This is a genomic window from Mesorhizobium sp. WSM4312 (assembly GCF_002294875.1).
GTDB lineage: Bacteria > Pseudomonadota > Alphaproteobacteria > Rhizobiales > Rhizobiaceae > Mesorhizobium.
The window spans coordinates 300,913-318,088 of record NZ_NSFU01000006.1; the positions used below are offsets into that span (position 1 = coordinate 300,913).

Consider the following 17,176-nt stretch of genomic DNA (forward strand, 5'->3'; position numbering starts at 1 on the left):
ACGATGTCCGACGCCACAAACGCCAGTCCCGCGCTGCTCGACGTGCGCGATGTCTCCAAGGCCTTCGGCGCCGTCGAGGTGCTGCGTTCCGTCAGCCTTCAGGTGAAACGTGGCGAAGTGGTCACCGTTATCGGCCCCTCGGGCAGCGGCAAGACCACGTTGCTGCGCTGCGTCAACTTCCTCGAAAGCTACGACTCAGGCTCGATCCGCATCGACGGCAAGGAGGTCGGCTATCGCGAGGCCGGAACGCGCCAGCGCCGCAGCGAACGCGACTTGGCTGCGATGCGCGCCGAGACCGGCATGGTGTTCCAGAGCTTCAACCTGTTTCCGCATCTCACCGCGGCCGGCAACATCATGCTCGGGCTCACCAAGGTGCGGGGAAAGAGCCAGGCCGAGGCGCGCCAGATCGCCGAGCATTGGCTCGGCCGCGTCGGCCTCGCACACAAGGCCGACAGCCTGCCGGCCGAGCTCTCCGGCGGCCAGCAGCAGCGCGTCGGCATCGCGCGCGCCGTGGCGATGGAGCCGAAAATCCTTTTGCTCGACGAGATCACCTCGGCGCTCGACCCGGAACTGGTCGGCGAGGTGCTGGCCGTGGTGCGCAGCCTGGCCGAAGATGGCATGACCATGCTGATGGTGACGCATGAAATGGCCTTCGCCCGCGACGCTTCGAGCCGCATCGTCTTCATGGCCGATGGCGGCGTCAGCGCCGTCGGCCCGCCCAAGGAGATCCTGGCAGCGGAAACCAGCAATGAGCGCCTCCGCGCCTTCCTGGCGCGCTTCCGCGCCTCGCATTTCTGACATTGGACGGCCGGTGCCGTCCCAAGGAGCCTGCTTCCATGACGCCTTACATCCGGCTCGCCGAACTCGGCCTGACGCTGCCCGAGCCGCCGACGCCCATCGCCAACTTCGTTACCCATGCCGAGAGCGGGCGATTGATCTTCCTGTCGGGCCAGGGGCCGCTGCGCGCCGACGGCACGCTCTGCACCGGCAAGGTCGGCGAGGACGTGACCGTCGAGCAGGCCTATGAGCATGCGCGCCTGACCGGGCTCAATCTGCTGGCCGTCATGCATGCCGCCGCCGGCGATCTCGGCCGCATCGTGCGCGTGGTCAAGCTGCTCGGCTTCGTCAACGCGACGCCGACCTTCAGCGACCATCCGAAAGTGGTCAATGGCTGCTCGGACCTGTTCGCCGATGTCTTCGACAAGATCGGCGGCCATGCCCGCTCGGCGATCGGCGTCGGCTCGCTGCCTGGAAACATCACTGTCGAAATCGAGGCGGTCGTCGAGATCGCCGCCTGACCTGCTACTCACGGGATCCGCTCACATGAAAACCTATTCCGACACCGGCTCCAACACCACCATTCGCGAACGGCTGGGTTTGCGGCCGATCATCAATGTCTCCGGCACCATGACCGCGCTCGGCGCATCGATCATCGTTCCGGAGGCGATCGGCGCCATGGCGGAGATGGCCTCGCAATGGGTGGAGATGGATGATCTGCAGCGCGCCGCGAGCACGGTGGTGGCGCGCCTCACCGGTGGCGAGGCCGGCTTCATCACCGCCTGCTGCGCCAGCGGCATCACCATGGCGATCGCCGGTGCAATGACAGGAACCAGCCTGCTCGCCATCGAGCGCCTGCCTGATGACACCGGCGACCTCAAATCGGAGGTCGTCATCCAGCTTGGCCACATCGTCAATTACGGCGCCCCGATCGACCAGTCGATCCGCGTCGCCGGCGCCAGGGTGGTGCCCGCCGGCACGGTCAGCGTCACCCAGGACTACCATGTGCGCGAAGCGATCAACGAGCACACGGCGGCCGGCCTCTATGTCGTCGCCCACCACACGGTGCAGTACGGCATGCTGTCGCTGGAGGAATTCTGCGAGATCTGCCACGCCAAGGGCGTGCCGGTGATCGTCGATGCGGCGTCCGAATATGATCTGCGCGGTTTTCTCGCCCGCGGCGCCGACGTCGTCATCTATAGCGGCCACAAATTCCTCTCAGGTCCGACCAGCGGCATCGTCACCGGTCGCAAGGATCTGGTGCGGGCAGCCTATCTGCAGAACCGCGGCGTGGCGCGGGCCATGAAGGTCGGCAAGGAAAGCATCGCCGGCACCATGGCGGCACTGGAAGCCTGGGAGAAGCGCGATCACGCCGGCATCCGCCGGCGCGAGGAGGCGGCGCTCAATCTCTGGAAGGACGCGTTGCAGGGACTGTCGGGCATCCTTGCCAAGATCATCCCGGACCCGACAGCCAATCCGCTCGACCGGCTGCAGATCTTCGTATCGCCGGAGAGCCGCTTCAGCGCCGCCGGCCTCGCCTCGGCGCTGGCGGCCGGCACGCCGCCGATCATCGTGCGCAACCACGAAGTCGAGCGCGGCCACTTCTTCCTCGACCCCTGCAATCTGCATCCCGGCGAGGCCGAGATCGTCGCCGAGCGGTTGCGTGCAGTGCTGACCGCGAAGGACCGTCCCGCCGATGCGATGAAGGCAGCGCGGAAGGATTCTTCGGGCGCACTGCGCTGGCCGGATTGAGCGCCAGGCCAACCATCCCAAAACCACCAGCGATCACGCGACTGTGAACAGCCGGAGCGCAGGCTGTGGGAATAAATCGGCGCCGCGACAAGTCTCCTCGGCATACGCCACCACTGGCGTTGAGGAGACCGGCATGCCCCATCATTGCAAGGACAGCGAACACGGCGTCGGCCGTGGCGATGCGCTGGCAAGCATGATGATCGTCAGGCTCTCCTTCGTGGCGCTTGACAGCGGTGACGCGGATGAATTCAGTTTCGGCAAGGCAGGCGGCTCTGCCTGCTTCCGGGGGCTTTGCCCCTGCGAGCAGGGCAAGGTCGCTGTCGCATCTTGAGGCGGCACGGCCTGGAGTATCGGATCATGGTGCCGCTTTGAGCGAGAGGGCCCTGGCAGAACGCTTCAACGAAGTGGTGCTGCCGCATCTCGGCGACGCGCTGGCGCTGGCCCGATGGCTGACCGGCAATGCCGCCGATGCCGAGGATGTGGTGCAGGACGCCTGCATCAAGGCGCATGCCGGCATATCAGGCTACGCCGGCGGCAACGCCCGCGCCTGGCTGCTGACCATCGTGCGCAACACCTCCTACACCTGGATGGCGCGCAACCGGCCGCGTGTCATGATGGCCGTCGGCGATCTGGGCGACCTCGATGACATGGCGGCGGCGCACGGCACCAGCATGCCCGACGAGGACGGCCCGGAGGCGAGCCTGATCGCCAAGGCCGATAGTGCAGCGCTGGAGGCGGCGATAGCGGCTCTGCCGCAGCCATTTCGCGAGACATTGGTGCTGCGTGATATCAACGGCCTGAGCTATCGCGAGATATCTGCCATGCTTGCCGTGCCGATCGGCACGGTGATGTCCAGGCTGGCCCGCGCCCGTGGCCTGCTCGCGTCAGAATTGGGGAGAGCGTCATGACGCACGACGACGGACTGCCCAACGATCCCGAAGGTATCAGACTGATGATCCATGCCCTTGTCGATGGCGAGCTTGATGCGGCGGCCGCTCTTGCAGTGGAGCGTCGCATCGCCGCCGACCCCAGGCTTGCCGCCGAGCATGCCCGCATTGTCGCCCTGCAAGGCGCCGTCAGCCGCTTGCCGCGCCCCGATGTCAGCGATGCATTCCGGGCCCGCATCGTGTCGATCGGCATGGCCGGCGCCGAACGGCAGGCGCCGGTCGAGGCGGAGCCGCAGCACGGTACGCCATCGACGCTGCCGGGGTTGATTGCCGGCGCTGGCGGCGGCCAGAGACGGGAAGCCGGGACACGTCCTTCCCAGGCGCGGCCATCACCGAGAGCGCGCCGCTTCGGCTCGTTCGACTGGCGCGCCATGGCCGCGTCGATCATGATCAGCGCAGTGCTGGCCAGCGGGGCGACGCAATGGGTGATGCAGAGCGGCGTCGATGATGGCTTTGCCGCCGCGGTCGCCAGCGGCCATCGCCGCAGCCTACTTGCCGCGAGCCCGATCGACATCGTCTCGTCCGACCGCCATACGGTCAAGCCCTGGCTCGACGCCCGCATCGGCGTCTCGCCGCCGGCCCCCGACCTTGCCCAGGACGGCTACGCGCTGATCGGCGGCCGGGTCGAGGTGATATCCGGACGGCCGGTGCCGGCCCTGGTCTACCGCCACCGCGAGCATCTGATCACGCTGGTCGCCGAACCGCAGCAGGGCGGCAAGACCACGCAGCCGGGCGACCTTTCCTCCGGCGGCTTCTCGATGGTGCACTGGAGCGACGGCGCCTTCTCCTATTGGGCAATCTCCGACATGGAGCGCCCCGAGCTTGACGACTTCGTCGCCCGCTTCCGCAAGGCGGCGGTTTAGGCTGGATTATGGCCACCGGCCTTGCCGGTGGCCTGATATCCTTGCCGTCGCTGCCGAATTCCGCTAAGGCGCGCCTTTGTCGCCGGGGAGCAACAAGCTTGAACGACCAACGCGCCGACGTCGCCATCATCATGGGCAGCCAGTCCGACTGGGCGACGATGCGCCAGGCGGCCGAAACGCTGGAGGCGCTGGGCGTCCCGCACAAACGCCTGATCATCTCGGCGCATCGCACGCCCGACCGGCTCTATGAGTTCGCCAAGGGTGCCAAGGCCGCCGGCTACAAGGTGATCATCGCCGGCGCCGGCGGCGCGGCGCACTTGCCCGGCATGACGGCGGCGATGACGCCGCTGCCGGTGTTCGGCGTGCCGGTGGAATCGAAGGCGCTGTCGGGGCAGGATTCGCTGCTCTCCATCGTCCAGATGCCGGCCGGCATTCCTGTCGGGACACTGGCCATCGGCAAGGCGGGTGCGGCCAATGCGGCCCTGTTGGCAGCCGCCGTTCTGGCGCTGAACGACGACAAGCTTGCCCAGCGCCTCGACGCCTGGCGCGCCTCGCAGACCGCCAAGGTTGCCGACGAACCTACGGACACGCCGTGAGCCTGCCCGCCGGATCGACCATCGGCATCATCGGCGGCGGCCAGCTTGGCCGCATGCTGGCGATGGCCGCCGCCCGCCTCGGCTACCGCACCATCGTGCTGGAGCCGCAGCCGGATTGCCCGGCGGCACAAGTCGCCAACCGGCAGATTACGTCAGCCTATGACGACCCGGCCGCCCTTGCCGAGCTGGCGGCGGCAAGTGCCGTCGTCACCTACGAGTTCGAGAATGTTCCCGTTGCCGCGGCAGAAGCGCTTGCCGCCAGGGTTGCGGTCTATCCGCCGGCGCGCGCGCTCGACGTCGCGCAGGACCGGGTGAGCGAAAAGACATTCCTCAACGGCATCGGCATTGCCACCGCCGATTTTCGTCCGGTCGACACCGACGAGGACCTGACGGCGGCGCTGAAGACATTCGGCGGCAGCGGCATATTGAAGACGCGGCGCATGGGCTATGACGGCAAGGGCCAGCGTGTCTTTCGCAACATGGAGGCGGGCGGCTTCGCCGGCACCTGCGAGGCGATGGGCAATGTGCCGCTGATCCTGGAAAGCTTCGTGCCCTTCGAGCGTGAGATCTCGGTGATTGCAGCGCGTGGCCTGGATGGCGCAGTGGCAGCCTACGACCCGGCCGAGAATGTTCACCGCAACGGCATTCTCCACACCTCGACGGTGCCAGCCGGCGTCAAACGTGAGACGGCTGAAGCGGCGCGGACGGCGGCGGCAAAAATCCTGTCGGCGCTCGAGTATGTCGGCGTCATCGGCGTCGAGTTCTTCGTGCTTTCCGACGGTTCGCTGCTGGCCAATGAGATTGCGCCACGCGTCCACAATTCGGGCCACTGGACCGAGGCGGCCTGCATCGTTTCGCAGTTCGAGCAGCATATCCGCGCCGTTGCCGGCCTGCCACTCGGCAGCCCGGAGCGCCACTCCGATTGCGTGATGGAGAACCTGATCGGCGACGACGTGCTTCGCGTCCCTCAACTGCTCGCCGAGCCCGATCTGATGCTGCATCTCTATGGCAAGGCCGAGGCGCGGCCCGGCCGCAAGATGGGCCATTTCACCCACGTCAGCCGTCGCGTTCAATAGCCGGAAGCGAACCTATTGCAGCTCGTCGCTGTCCTCGTTGGGGCTGGCGCAGCTCGCATCGCCTTCCTCGCAATTGGCCGAGGCCGCAAGCTGCTTGATGCGGTCATTGGTCAGCCTGGCCAGGCACTGCGAAACCTCCATCGCGTGGATGGAACCGCCCACGCTGGCGGCCGTGCTGTGCGCGCACTCGGCGTCGCGGAAGGTGATCCAGGCGCGTTGCGCCGCCTGCAGCAATCTTTTACCGTTGGCATCATCGGAGCTGATCAGGTCCTGATAGGCCGCATTGAGCTTGGCGTCGGCGGCCTGGTAGTCCTCGCCGGCGCAGATGTTCATCATCTGCTGGCTGTCGTCGGAGCGGTCGCATTCCTGTGCGCGCACGATCGACGTTCCCGCCAGGACGACAAGGCAGGCGGACAGCAATATTCGGCGCATGATCGTCCCCAAATCACTTGAAACACTCCGCATCATCCCCGCCGGCTGACGCCCGCGCAATGCCGCAAGGCCGACATGGCGGATATTTGATGATATGGAGGTATGGCGCATGCTTGCGGTTGACATGGGCAAGGCTCCTCGTTTATGAGCCACCCACCGTTGAAAAGGCGCGTCTTCTGGCGCGCCTTAAAATTTCGACCCGGAACCGGGTCCACACCGACAGGCAAGACCATGAAGATCAAGAATTCGCTCAAGGCGCTGAAGGCGCGTCACCGCGACAACCAGCTGGTTCGCCGCAAGGGCCGCGTTTACATCATCAACAAGACCGCCCCGCGCTACAAGGCGCGCCAGGGCTGAGCTTTCGGCCGGAGGCTTTTCGCCTCCGCCCCTTGATGCTTGTCGGCCTGCCGACCTTCTCACGCTAAAATCACTTTGCTGTTCCGCCGCCCGGGACTAGGATCGGGCGATGCGGATTCTTTTTGCATTTTTGACAGCTCTGCTTGTTTCCGGCGCCACAAGCTTGCCGACCAGGGCCGCGGACGATCAGCCGGCAGTGCCGGCTGCCCCGGAGGCTCCGGCTGCGCCGATGACGAAACAGGCCCGGCTCGACAAGCTGTTTTCCGACCTCAAGCGCGAACGCAACGAGAAGGCCGCTGAACGCATCGCCGGCAACATCTGGAGCGAATGGTTCCAGTCCGGCAGCGCCTCGATCGACCTGATGATGCTGTGGTCGCAAAAGGCGATGGACAACCAGAAATTCGACGTCGCGCTCGATTTGCTTGATCAGGTTGTGACCTTGCAGCCGACCTATGCCGAAGGCTGGAACCGGCGCGCCACGGTGCATTTCATGATGAAAAACTACGGCAAGTCGATGTCCGACATCGATCACACGCTGCAACTCGAGCCGCGCCATTTCGGCGCGTTGTCGGGCCTGGCGCAGATCATGGCGCTGACCGGCCACAAGCAGTCGGCGCTCGAAGCCTGGCAGAAGGTGCTGGCCATCTATCCGATGATGCGCAGCGCCCAGGACCAGGTCGCCACGCTTTCGGAAGAGCTTGCCGGCGAAGGAATTTAGTTCAGGCAGTAGGGAATAGGCAGTAGGGAGAAAGATTGAGCGGCAAACACCAACCTACTGCCTACTGCCTATTCCCTACCCAAACTTATCCCACCCCACCCCCGTATATCCCCGCATGAACCTGATCTACGCCGCGTTCGCCTTCTTCTTTGCACTCGTCTTTGTCCTGATCGGCGTTACCCGCGTCGGCTCATGGCTGATCGAACGCCGTGATCCGGCCATTGGCGAATTCGCTGATATAGGCGGCGCCCGCATCCACTATGTCCACATTCCCGCCCCCGCCAATGCGGAGTTGCCGCCGATCGTCTTCATCCATGGCGCCAGCGCCAATCTCGGGGATCAGATGCTGCCGCTCAGGCCGCTGCTGGCGGGACGCGCCGAAATGCTGTTCTTCGACCGGCCGGGTCACGGCTGGTCGGGACGCGGGCCCGGCAACAATGAGGATCCGTCGGCGCAGGCCAATACCCTCGCTGCCCTGATGGACCGCCTTGGCATCAGGAAGGCAATCATCGTCGGCCATTCCTTCGGCGGCGTGGTGACGGCGGCTTTCGGCCGCGAGCATGCCGACAGGACGCTCGGCCTCGTCTTCCTGGCGCCGGCGACCCATCCTTGGCCGGGCGGCGCGACATCCTGGTATTACGACCTGACCACCGTTCCGGTGATCGGCCGGCTCTTCTCCGAAACACTCACCTATCCGGCCGGCACGTTTCAGATGGCCGATGCAACGACCTGCGTATTCTCGCCCAACAAGGTGCCGGACGACTATCTCGGCACGGCCGCGATCCCGCTGGTGTTGCGGCCGTCGGCCTTTCGCGCCAACGCCACCGACGTCGCCGGCCTCTATCGCTATACGCTTGGCGCCGCACCGCACTACAAAGCGATCAGCGCGCCGACCGTGGTCATTTCGGGCGACCGCGACAAGGTCGTCTATGCCCATATCCACTCCGTCGGCCTGGCGCGCGATATCCCGGGCGCCGAGCTCGTCTGGGTGCACAATCTCGGCCACAAGCCGGACTGGATCGCCTCGGACCTCGTCGTCGGCGCGATCGAGAAGGTAGCCGGCAAGGATATCGATCTGGAAGCGATGGCCAGAACGGTCGAGGCACGAATTGCCGGCGATGCCTATGGTGTGGGCAAGTGCGCCGACATCAAGGAGCCCCGGGCCGAACTCGCACCGACCTGAGATGTATGTCCTCAAGCACGGCATCAAGAAAAACCCGGAAAGGCGATGGGCGCTGCCGGATCGCATCTTCTTCGGCTACGGCGCGTGCCACATTCTTGCAGGCACTTTCCTCGAGCATCCCCCGCTTGCAGGATTTCATGCCGAGCGGATCATCCCGGCCGAGGGCTTTTCGGGAAACCATATTTATGTGACGAACGGCATCATCGCATTCGATTACCACGGCTACTCCAGCCGCGAGCGCCTCCTGGAGCACCATCGCAGGGGCTGGTCCTCCCACAGGACCGGTTGGCACTGCACGATCGAGAAGGTCGATTTCGACCTGCTCGACACAACAGAATTGAACCGGCGAAAGATGCTGGGCCCGGATCAGTATCTGTATGACGCAGGTCTCCGTGCGCGTCGGTTTCTCCAGCGCATGGACCACGCGGAGGCTGCCGCAAAAGCGCTTGGGATCGCAACGGCTGGAGGCTAGATGAAGGCGGAGATCATTGTCCCGCGCCTTTGCTGTATCCCAGCCACGGCGAGCCGCACGAAACCGCGCGACACGCTTCAGTCACGAATCAGCTGCCGCGGCCGCCCTGCGCTTCCGAGCCGACATAGGCGATGCGCAGCATGTTGGTCGAGCCGGGCGTCCTCAGCGGCACGCCAGCGGTGATGATGACGCGGTCGCCCGGCTTGCCGAACTCTTCTTCCAGCGCAATGCGGCAGGCGCGGTTGACCATGTCGTCGAGATCGGTGGCATCGGGCGAGACGACGCAGTGCGTGCCCCACAGAAGCGACAGCCGCCGCGCGGTGTTGAGGATCGGCGACAGTGCGATGATCGGCACTTGTGGCCGTTCGCGCGCGGCGCGCAGCCCGGTGGTGCCGGATGCCGTGTAAGTGATGATCGCCGACAGTTTCAGCGTCTCGGCGATCTCGCGGGCAGCCAGCGAGATGGCGTCGGCGCCGGTCGCTTCCGGCTCGGAGCGCTGGGCGTTGATGATGCCGGCATAGGTCGGGTCCGTTTCGACCTTGGTGGCGATGCGGTTCATCATCGCCACCGCTTCGACGGGATAGGCACCCGCCGCCGATTCCGCCGACAGCATGATGGCGTCGGCGCCCTCGAACACGGCGGTCGAAACGTCGGAGACTTCGGCGCGGGTCGGTACCGGTGCGGTGATCATCGATTCCAGCATCTGCGTGGCGACCACCACCGGCTTGCCGGCGCGGCGCGCGGCGCGCGTGATCTGCTTCTGGATGCCGGGAACGGCTTCCAGCGGCATCTCGACGCCGAGATCGCCGCGCGCGACCATCAGCGCGTCGGACAGTTCGATGATCTCGGCCAGCCGGGCGACGGCCTGCGGCTTTTCGATCTTGGCCATGATCAGCGCGCGGCCGCGCGCGATCTTGCGCGCTTCGGCCAGATCCTCGGGCCGCTGCACGAAGGACAGCGCGATCCAGTCGACACCCGTGGCGAGCACCGCGTCGAGGTCCTTGCGGTCCTTCTCGGTCAGCGCGCCGACCGGCAGGTCGGTATCGGGCAGGCTGACGCCCTTCTTGTCGGAAATCGTGGTGCCGGCGACGACCGTGCAGACGATCGACTTGCCGTCGCTCTTCACCGCTTTCAGCTCGAGCTTGCCGTCGTCGATCAAAAGACGGTGACCGGGCTCGACCGAGCTCAGGATCTCCGGATGCGGCAGATAGACCCTGGTCGAGGTGCCGGGCTCGGGATTGTCGTCGAGCGTGAAGCTCTGGCCTGGCGTCAGCACTTCCTTGCCATTGGCGAACTTGCCGACGCGCAGCTTGGGCCCTTGCAGGTCGGCGAGGATGCCGATCGGCCGGCCGACCTTTTCCTCGACGGCGCGGATGCGGCCGACCAGCGTGCGCATCAGTTCGTGGTCGGTATGGCTCATATTGATGCGGAACACGTCGGCGCCCGCTTCGAACAATTTCTGCAGCATCTCCTCGGAGGAGGATGCCGGACCGATTGTGGCTAGAATCTTGACCTTGCGGCTGCGTCTCATTGACTATTGGTTCCCGGGGCGGCTGGTGCGCCTCCCGTTGCGGGTTCATCGGTCAGCTGGACCATCCAGCTTGCCTGTTCGCCCGTGTCATATTCCTGGAATCCGGCGCGCTGGAAGCCCCGGGCGACGCAGTCGTTTACGCCGGCGATCTTGAACTCTTTTTCAGCCACGCACATGTTGATCGGGCCGTCCCAGCGTCCACCGCGCTCGGCGTCTTCTGCATAAAGATAGTAAAACCTTGATGACAGCGGCCCTTCGATCAACGTCTTGCAGCTCGATCCTTCAATGTGCCACCAGCCTTCGGTGATCCAGCCGGCCTTGGCACGATAGCCGATGCCGACGCCAACCAGGTTCTGCGTGGCGTTGCAGACGCGGAAATCGGCGCGCGCCGGCGAGGCCATGACCATCGCCGACAAGCCAACGGCCACGGTCAGGAGCGGCATGGCACAGGCAGAGCGCATGCGCTGCCTGCCGGCGGAACCCATCCGAAAACCCCTCAAGAACCACATCAGCATCTCTCTGCGCCCCTTTTCGGAAAAGTCCGGGCGCATGTCAACGCGCCGTTTTGATCAATTCCAATCGATTTAGGAAGGCTCCCGGCGCACTATCCGTCGCCCTTTGCCAGATTTCCCGATAAACCTTGGCCAAACAACGGCATTGCGCACGCGTCATCTTCGTGGAATGACGATAGCACCCTCCCCGGAAGCCAGCGAACAGACCATTTCCCGCCAATGACCCGATCCACAGTTTTCGCGCCTGTCGACATTGTCGAGGGCGACCGCAAGCGGGGCATCGTGCTTCTGGCCGATCATGCCCGCCGCGACCTGCCCGACGAGTATGGCAGCCTCGGTCTGCCCGCGGCGGAATTCGATCGGCACATCGCCTATGACATTGGCGTCGAAGCGGTGACGCGCGAGCTCGCCGGCCTGCTCGACGTGCCGGCGGTCATCGCCAATTTTTCGCGGCTCTTGATCGATCCCAATCGCGGCGAGGACGATCCGACGCTCATCCGCCAGCTCTATGACGGCACGGTGGTGCCGGGAAACTATCCCATCGCGCCGCAAGAGCGCGAGAGGCGGCTCGACCGCTTCTACCGGCCGTACCACGACGCCGTCGGCGCGGTGATCGCCTCGGTCGCGCAGGCTTCCGGCCGGGCGCCCTTCATCTTCTCGGTGCATTCCTTCACGCCGGTGATGCAGGGCAGGCAACGGCCCTGGCATGTCGGCATCCTATGGGATCGGGACGACCGGGTGGCGCGGCCGCTGATCGATATGCTGGCGCAGGACAAGAACCTGATCGTCGGCGACAATGAGCCCTATGACGGCGCGCTGCGTGGCGACACCATGTTCAGGCATGCCATCGTCAACGGCTATGCGCACGCGCTGATCGAAATCCGCCAGGACCTGATAGCGGACCAGAAAGGCGCGCTTGCCTGGGCCGAGCGCCTGGCGCCGATCGTTGACGCGATAGACCGCCGTCCCGATATACATGCGGTAAAGATATTCGGCTCGCGCACCGGGCCGTTATGACGGAGGTTCCGATGACCGAACTCAGCGACGAGCAGAAGCGTGATTTCGAAGCCGCCGCCTTTCGCCGGCTGGTCGAGCACCTCAGGGAACGCAGCGACGTCCAGAACATCGACCTGATGAACCTCGCCGGCTTCTGTCGCAACTGCCTGTCGAACTGGTATCGCGAGGCGGCCGATGCCGGGGGCGTCGACCTCTCCAAGGATCAGTCGCGCGAGATCGTCTACGGCATGCCCTATGCCGAATGGCAGGCTCTCAACCAGACCGAAGCATCGGACGCCAAGAAGGCTGAATTCGAGGCCAGGCGGCCGAAAGATCACTGAAGACGGCGAGCGGCCTCCGGCTAAGGTATCTGCGAAGGGAGAGGCGTTTTTCGCTAATCTCCGACGTACGGAAGTTCGCCAAGAACGATGTCGGTTCCATTTCGGCCTTTGGTCCAAACGCTTCCTCCAACCCGGTGCTTGACTGAAAATTGAATCGATCTAATTTGCCGCGCAAAGCCATTTTCTGACCGGATTCGCCTATGAATGCGTCGAACGCCATGCAGACTGCCATTCGCGGGCGATGGGCCGTAGCGGCCATTTTCCTTGCCAATGGCTTCCTGACCGGCAGCTGGGCGCCGCAGATTCCGGTGTTCCTGACCCGGCTCGACATTTCGAAATTCACGCTTGGCCTGCTGATCCTTTTGTTCGGCGCCGGCGCGGTCGCCGCCATGACCTGGTGCGGCCACCTGATCTCGAAACATGGCTCGCGCACCGTTCTGCGCTGGTTCGGTCTTTGCGGCAGCCTCGGCCTGCTGGTCGTGGCGCTGGCGCCCAACGTGCCGCTGGCGGCCATCGCCATGTTCATCTTCGGCGGCTCGATCGGCGGCATGGACGTCGCCATGAACGCCAATGCGGTGGTGGTGGAGCGAAAGATGTCCCGCGCCATCATGTCCTCCTCGCACGGCTTCTGGAGCCTCGGTGGTTTCGCCGGCGGCGGCCTCGGCGGCTTTGCCATCCAGCACTATGGCCACCTCGCCCATGCCGCGGCCGTGACCGTGCTTGCCTTCGCGGCGATCGCGATGGCGGTCGGTTATCTCGTCGCCGAGGACAGGCCACAGGCGGCCGGGCATCACAAGTTCACGCTGCCGGCAAACCCGCTGGTCTACCTGATCGGCCTGATGGCTCTGCTGACGATGATCTCGGAGGGCGCGGTGCTCGATTGGGCGGCGCTGTATCTGCGACAAGAACTCGGCGCCGACCTTGCCGTCGCCGGTCTTGCCTATGCCGCCTTTTCCGGCGTCATGGCGATCATGCGCTTCTTCGGTGATGGCGTGCGCAACCGCTTCGGCGCGGTGACGACGCTGCGCGGCTCGGCGGTCGTCGCCGCCGCGGGCATGCTGGTCGCCGGCCTGTCGCCCTCGCCCTGGCTCGCCATCGCGGCCTTTGCGCTGTGCGGCTTCGGCATCGCCAACATGGTGCCGATCATCTTTTCGGCCGGCGGCAACCAGGAAGGCATGTCATCGGGCACCGGCATGAGCGTCGTCACTACCATGGGCTATTCCGGCATTCTGGTGGCGCCGTCGGCGATCGGCTTCGTCGCCGAGCATTCCAGCTTCGGACCGATCTTCATCGCCATGTCGGTGCTGCTGATCGTCGTCCTGCTGATGGCGGGCCTCGCTCACCGCGCCGAATTCGCCCCAGCGCCCGCCGAATAGCGCTTCAACTCCTCGTGGAGAAAATCCGCCACGCGGCGGATGCGCACGCTGCTGCGCACATCGCGATGCATGGCCAGCCATACCGGCAGGCTTGGCAGCGGCAGGCCGGGCAGCACCTTCTCCACCAGCGGGTCGCGATCGGCCAGCGGCTCCTGACCGAGGCCAATGCCGTTTCCCGTCCGCACCGCCTCCCACAGGACCATCTGGTTGTCGGCCCTGAAGCGGAAACTGCTTCGGGTGACCGGGAGGCCGAATTGCGTAAAGCCCCGGATCATCTCCTCGCTGCGGTCGAAGCCGATCAAGGGATGATCGGTAAGGTCGGCCGGCCCCAGCGGGCGGCCGCGCCGGTCGAGATAGGAAATGGCCGCACAGGCGCAGAGCGGGATGTCACAGACCTTGCGCGCCACCAGTTCGTTCTGCGCCGGCTTGACCATGCGGATGGCGATGTCGGCGTCCCGGCGCAGCAGGTTCTCGACCTGGTTCGAGGCAACGATCTCGACCTCGATGCCGGGTTCCTCGATGCCGAGCCGTGCGGTCATCTCGGGCAGCACATAGGCCGCCACCACTTCGCTGGCGGCGATGCGCACCGTGCCTTCGATTGCCTCGACCGAACCCAGCGCCAGGCGTGAAAACGCGCTCGCCTGCTCGCTGACCGCCTTACCGCGCTCGAACAGCGTAGCGCCGGCTTCCGTCAGCGCGTAGCCGCGCCGCCCGCGCCGGAACAGCGTCACGCCCAGCACCTGTTCCAGTTCACCGATGTGGCGGCCAAGCGTCGGTTGGCTTGCGGCCAGCTTTCGCGCGGCGGCCGACAGGCTGCCGGTTTCCGCCACGGTGACGAAGCTCTTGATCAGATTCCAGTCGAGATCGGACATGCAATCCATTTAAAATTGAATATCGATTCTCCAATTCTAGCGAATTTAAATTCAACCTCAAATAGACCATCTTTCTCTCATCGGAGACAGGAAAACAGGAGAAGACAGATGCGGACAATTGTTGTTCTGGGTGCGGCAGGCAGGGTCGGCGAGGCCGCGGCGCGAGAATTCGTCGCCGCCGGATGGCGTGTGAAGGGGCTGGCACGCAACGCCAAGGCGGCATCGCTGGCGCCGGGCGTGGAGGTCGTCCAGGGTGACGCCACCGACCGCGCGGCCCTGATTGAAGCCTGCAAGGGCGCCGAGGTGATTCTCAACGCGTTGAACCCGCTTTACACGGAATGGGCCGAGAAGGTCTTGCCGATGGCTGAGAACGTCATCGCGGCGGCCGAGGCAAGCGGGGCCACCCACATGCTGCCCGGAAACGTCTACAATTTCGGCTACGGCCTCGGTGTTGGCATGGCGGAAACCGCGCCTGAAGTCCCATCAACGGAGAAGGCCGAGATCCGTATCGGGATGGAGGATCTGTTCCGCAGGAAGGCGCAGGAGCGCGGCGTCCAGACCATCGTGCTCAGAGCCGGCGACTTCTATGGCGGCGCGCGGCCGGAAAGCTGGCTCGACCTGATCATCCTGTCGAAGCTGCGCAAGAACGTCTTTACGTGGGGTGGGCCGATGGATATCCCGCACGCCTTTGCCTATCTGCCGGATCTCGGGAAGGCCTTCGTCGCACTGGCCGAAAAGCGCGAGAGCCTCGGCCCTTTCGAGCGTTTCCATTTCGCCGGCCATACGCTGACCGGCCACCAGATGAAAGCGGCGGCGGAAGCTGCCAGCGGTCGCAAACTGGCGTCGAAACGCGTGCCATGGATCGCGCTGCGTGCTGCCGCCCTGTTCAGCCCGTTGATGCGGGAAGTCGTCAAGATGTCCTATCTCTGGCGCACGCCGCACTCACTCAACGGCGACAGGCTGGAGCGGACCGTCGGCAAGCTGCCTGCCACCGATCCCGTCGACGCCATCCGCCAGGCGATCGCCGATTTGAACCTGGATGACAGCCATCCGACCGCGGTGGCTTGAACCAACCCCTGCACCGGAAACTCACTGCGCCAGACAAGGGATGGGCCCCGCCGCGCATCGCTGGAGCAGGCATCACGTCAGCGGACCTAAACGCATGGAGACGACAAAATGACCAAGATCGCCATCCTCGGCGCCAATGGCCGGCTCGGCCGCGTGGTTGCCAAGGCCTTCATCGACGTCGGCTTCGACGTCCGCGCCGTCACCCGCACCGGCAAGGTGCCGGCCGAACTCGAAGGCGCCACGGCGGTTGCCGGCGATGCGCTGGACCGTCAATCGCTGATCCGCGCCACCGAAGGCGTCGATATCATCTTCAACGGCCTCAACCCGATCTACACCGATTGGGGCAAATGCCTGCCGATGGCCGAGAACGTCATGGCCGCCTGCCATGCCAACAACGCGCTGCATCTGTTCCCCGGCACCGTCTACAATTACGGCTCGCCCATGCCGGCGGTGATCACGGAAGACACGCCGTTCCATCCGACGACCGAGAAGGGCCGCATCCGCTGCGCCATGGAGGAGCTGTTCCGCCGCGAGGCAGAGGCCGGCCGGGTGCGCACCATTCTGCTGCGCGCCGGCGACTTCTTCGGCGGCACCGGTAGCGGCTCCTGGTTCGACCTGGTCGTCGCCGCCAAGATCAGCAAGGGCGTCTACACCGCGCCCGGTCCTGCCGACCTCGTGCATGAATGGGCCTACCTGCCGGACTTTGCCGTGGGCTTCGTCGCACTGGCCAAGAATCTCGACAAGCTCGGCTCCTATGAGGCGCTGAACTTTCCAGGCCATGCCGTCACCGATATTGAGATCAAGGCCGCTGCGGAGAAGGCGCTTGGCCGACCGCTCAAGATGACCTCGATGCCCTGGTGGGTGCTGCGCGCCGGCAGCCCGTTCGTGGCGATGTGGCGCGAGATCGTCTCGATGTCCTATCTGCGCTTCGAGCCGCACCGTCTGGCCTCGACGCGGCTGGAGGGCATCATCGGCGAAATCCCGCACACGCCGCTCGATCAGGCCGTCGCCCAAGCCCTCGAGGACATCGGCATCGCCACCGTGAAGGCCACGAAAGCCGCCTGAATTGAGCCGGCGGGCCTCTTCACACCGAAAGCCTGCTCACGGATAACAAAGGCGGCTCAGAGCCGCCCCATCAGCAGCAGCAGCAGAACCACCACCAACACCACACCGACGATGCCAGAGGGTCCGTAACCCCAGGAGCGTGAATGCGGCCATGCCGGCACTGCGCCGATCAGGACAAGGATCAGGACGACGATGACAAGGGTGCTGATCGGCATGGGAAATTCCCCGCATTGAGTTCACTC

Annotated in this window: 23 protein-coding genes; 18 read left to right on the plus strand and 5 right to left on the minus strand. The window is 65.0% G+C overall.

The window, feature by feature from the left end; all coding sequences use genetic code 11:
• The first annotated feature begins 3 nt into the window (after positions 1–3).
• The 8 genes from CK228_RS12230 (at position 4) to CK228_RS12265 (ending at position 6,011) form a co-directional block, all read left to right on the plus strand.
• Complete coding sequence (locus tag CK228_RS12230) at positions 4–798, plus strand: amino acid ABC transporter ATP-binding protein (RefSeq protein WP_095788003.1); 795 nt, start codon at positions 4–6, stop codon at positions 796–798.
• 38 nt (positions 799–836) lie between these two features.
• Positions 837–1,298 (plus strand): RidA family protein, encoded by a 462-nt coding sequence (locus CK228_RS12235; RefSeq protein WP_010911960.1) that lies wholly within the window; start codon positions 837–839, stop codon positions 1,296–1,298.
• 25 nt (positions 1,299–1,323) lie between these two features.
• Positions 1,324–2,529 (plus strand): aminotransferase class V-fold PLP-dependent enzyme, encoded by a 1,206-nt coding sequence (locus CK228_RS12240; protein WP_095788004.1) that lies wholly within the window; start codon positions 1,324–1,326, stop codon positions 2,527–2,529.
• 133 nt (positions 2,530–2,662) lie between these two features.
• On the plus strand, positions 2,663–2,860 hold the full coding sequence (locus CK228_RS12245) for a hypothetical protein (RefSeq protein WP_095788005.1): 198 nt from the start codon (positions 2,663–2,665) through the stop codon (positions 2,858–2,860).
• A 37-nt stretch (positions 2,861–2,897) separates the two neighbouring features.
• Positions 2,898–3,437, plus strand: coding sequence for a sigma-70 family RNA polymerase sigma factor (locus CK228_RS12250; RefSeq protein ID WP_095772104.1), 540 nt, complete (start codon positions 2,898–2,900; stop codon positions 3,435–3,437).
• Complete coding sequence (locus tag CK228_RS12255) at positions 3,434–4,339, plus strand: anti-sigma factor (RefSeq protein WP_095788006.1); 906 nt, start codon at positions 3,434–3,436, stop codon at positions 4,337–4,339. The genes CK228_RS12250 and CK228_RS12255 overlap by 4 nt, the downstream gene beginning before the upstream one ends.
• Positions 4,340–4,437: 98 nt before the next feature.
• Positions 4,438–4,935: a 5-(carboxyamino)imidazole ribonucleotide mutase gene (purE, locus tag CK228_RS12260; protein WP_010911966.1), complete on the plus strand. Its 498-nt coding sequence runs from the start codon at positions 4,438–4,440 to the stop codon at positions 4,933–4,935.
• A complete protein-coding gene (locus CK228_RS12265) occupies positions 4,932–6,011 on the plus strand; it encodes a 5-(carboxyamino)imidazole ribonucleotide synthase (protein ID WP_095788007.1) in 1,080 nt (359 codons plus the stop codon). Before purE ends, CK228_RS12265 begins: the two co-directional genes overlap by 4 nt.
• Before the next feature lie 12 nt (positions 6,012–6,023).
• Here the strand turns inward: CK228_RS12265 and CK228_RS12270 are convergent, their stop codons facing one another.
• The gene (locus CK228_RS12270) at positions 6,024–6,443 is read right to left on the minus strand and encodes a lysozyme inhibitor LprI family protein (RefSeq protein ID WP_095788008.1); all 420 of its coding nucleotides are present in this window, start codon (positions 6,441–6,443) and stop codon (positions 6,024–6,026) included.
• A 231-nt stretch (positions 6,444–6,674) separates the two neighbouring features.
• On the opposite strand from CK228_RS12270, the gene ykgO reads away from it, so the two are divergent.
• The 4 genes from ykgO (at position 6,675) to CK228_RS12290 (ending at position 9,173) form a co-directional block, all read left to right on the plus strand.
• Positions 6,675–6,800: a type B 50S ribosomal protein L36 gene (ykgO, locus tag CK228_RS12275; RefSeq protein WP_006327841.1), complete on the plus strand. Its 126-nt coding sequence runs from the start codon at positions 6,675–6,677 to the stop codon at positions 6,798–6,800.
• 109 nt (positions 6,801–6,909) lie between these two features.
• On the plus strand, positions 6,910–7,518 hold the full coding sequence (locus CK228_RS12280; protein WP_095788009.1) for a hypothetical protein: 609 nt from the start codon (positions 6,910–6,912) through the stop codon (positions 7,516–7,518).
• A 115-nt stretch (positions 7,519–7,633) separates the two neighbouring features.
• Positions 7,634–8,701, plus strand: coding sequence for an alpha/beta hydrolase (locus tag CK228_RS12285; RefSeq protein WP_095788010.1), 1,068 nt, complete (start codon positions 7,634–7,636; stop codon positions 8,699–8,701).
• 1 nt (position 8,702) lies between these two features.
• Positions 8,703–9,173, plus strand: a complete 471-nt coding sequence (locus tag CK228_RS12290; protein ID WP_095772097.1) for a hypothetical protein — start codon at positions 8,703–8,705, stop codon at positions 9,171–9,173.
• Between the two features lie 88 nt (positions 9,174–9,261).
• On the opposite strand, the gene pyk is transcribed toward CK228_RS12290, so the two are convergent.
• Together pyk and CK228_RS12300 are read right to left on the minus strand one after the other, a co-directional pair.
• Entirely contained in the window at positions 9,262–10,704 is a 1,443-nt protein-coding gene (gene pyk / locus CK228_RS12295) for a pyruvate kinase (RefSeq protein ID WP_095788011.1), read from the minus strand.
• Positions 10,701–11,165, minus strand: a complete 465-nt coding sequence (locus tag CK228_RS12300; RefSeq protein WP_179295888.1) for a DUF1036 domain-containing protein — start codon at positions 11,163–11,165, stop codon at positions 10,701–10,703. The genes pyk and CK228_RS12300 overlap by 4 nt, the downstream gene beginning before the upstream one ends.
• Here CK228_RS12300 and CK228_RS35250 point away from each other — a divergent pair.
• From CK228_RS35250 to CK228_RS12315, 4 genes are all read left to right on the plus strand, one after another.
• On the plus strand, positions 11,104–11,292 hold the full coding sequence (locus tag CK228_RS35250) for a hypothetical protein (RefSeq protein ID WP_179295875.1): 189 nt from the start codon (positions 11,104–11,106) through the stop codon (positions 11,290–11,292). The two genes, CK228_RS12300 and CK228_RS35250, sit on opposite strands and share 62 nt — an antisense overlap.
• 143 nt (positions 11,293–11,435) lie before the next feature.
• Positions 11,436–12,233 (plus strand): N-formylglutamate amidohydrolase, encoded by a 798-nt coding sequence (locus CK228_RS12305; protein WP_095788013.1) that lies wholly within the window; start codon positions 11,436–11,438, stop codon positions 12,231–12,233.
• Positions 12,234–12,244: 11 nt separating this feature from the next.
• The gene (locus CK228_RS12310) at positions 12,245–12,553 is read left to right on the plus strand and encodes a DUF1244 domain-containing protein (protein WP_095772340.1); all 309 of its coding nucleotides are present in this window, start codon (positions 12,245–12,247) and stop codon (positions 12,551–12,553) included.
• Between the two features lie 200 nt (positions 12,554–12,753).
• Entirely contained in the window at positions 12,754–13,929 is a 1,176-nt protein-coding gene (locus CK228_RS12315) for an MFS transporter (RefSeq protein ID WP_095772094.1), read from the plus strand.
• Here the strand turns inward: CK228_RS12315 and CK228_RS12320 are convergent.
• Positions 13,893–14,801 carry a LysR family transcriptional regulator gene (locus CK228_RS12320; RefSeq protein ID WP_095772339.1) on the minus strand — a complete coding sequence of 303 codons (909 nt, stop codon included), beginning with the start codon at positions 14,799–14,801 and terminating at the stop codon, positions 13,893–13,895. The genes CK228_RS12315 and CK228_RS12320 overlap by 37 nt on opposite strands.
• Before the next feature lie 108 nt (positions 14,802–14,909).
• On the opposite strand from CK228_RS12320, the gene CK228_RS12325 reads away from it, so the two are divergent.
• Complete coding sequence (locus tag CK228_RS12325) at positions 14,910–15,869, plus strand: NmrA family NAD(P)-binding protein (protein ID WP_095788014.1); 960 nt, start codon at positions 14,910–14,912, stop codon at positions 15,867–15,869.
• Positions 15,870–15,977: 108 nt separating this feature from the next.
• Positions 15,978–16,934: an SDR family oxidoreductase gene (locus tag CK228_RS12330; protein WP_095788015.1), complete on the plus strand. Its 957-nt coding sequence runs from the start codon at positions 15,978–15,980 to the stop codon at positions 16,932–16,934.
• A 56-nt stretch (positions 16,935–16,990) separates the two neighbouring features.
• On the opposite strand, the gene CK228_RS12335 is transcribed toward CK228_RS12330, so the two are convergent.
• Positions 16,991–17,149 (minus strand): DUF3309 family protein, encoded by a 159-nt coding sequence (locus tag CK228_RS12335; RefSeq protein WP_095772091.1) that lies wholly within the window; start codon positions 17,147–17,149, stop codon positions 16,991–16,993.
• Between the last annotated feature and the right edge of the window lie 27 nt (positions 17,150–17,176).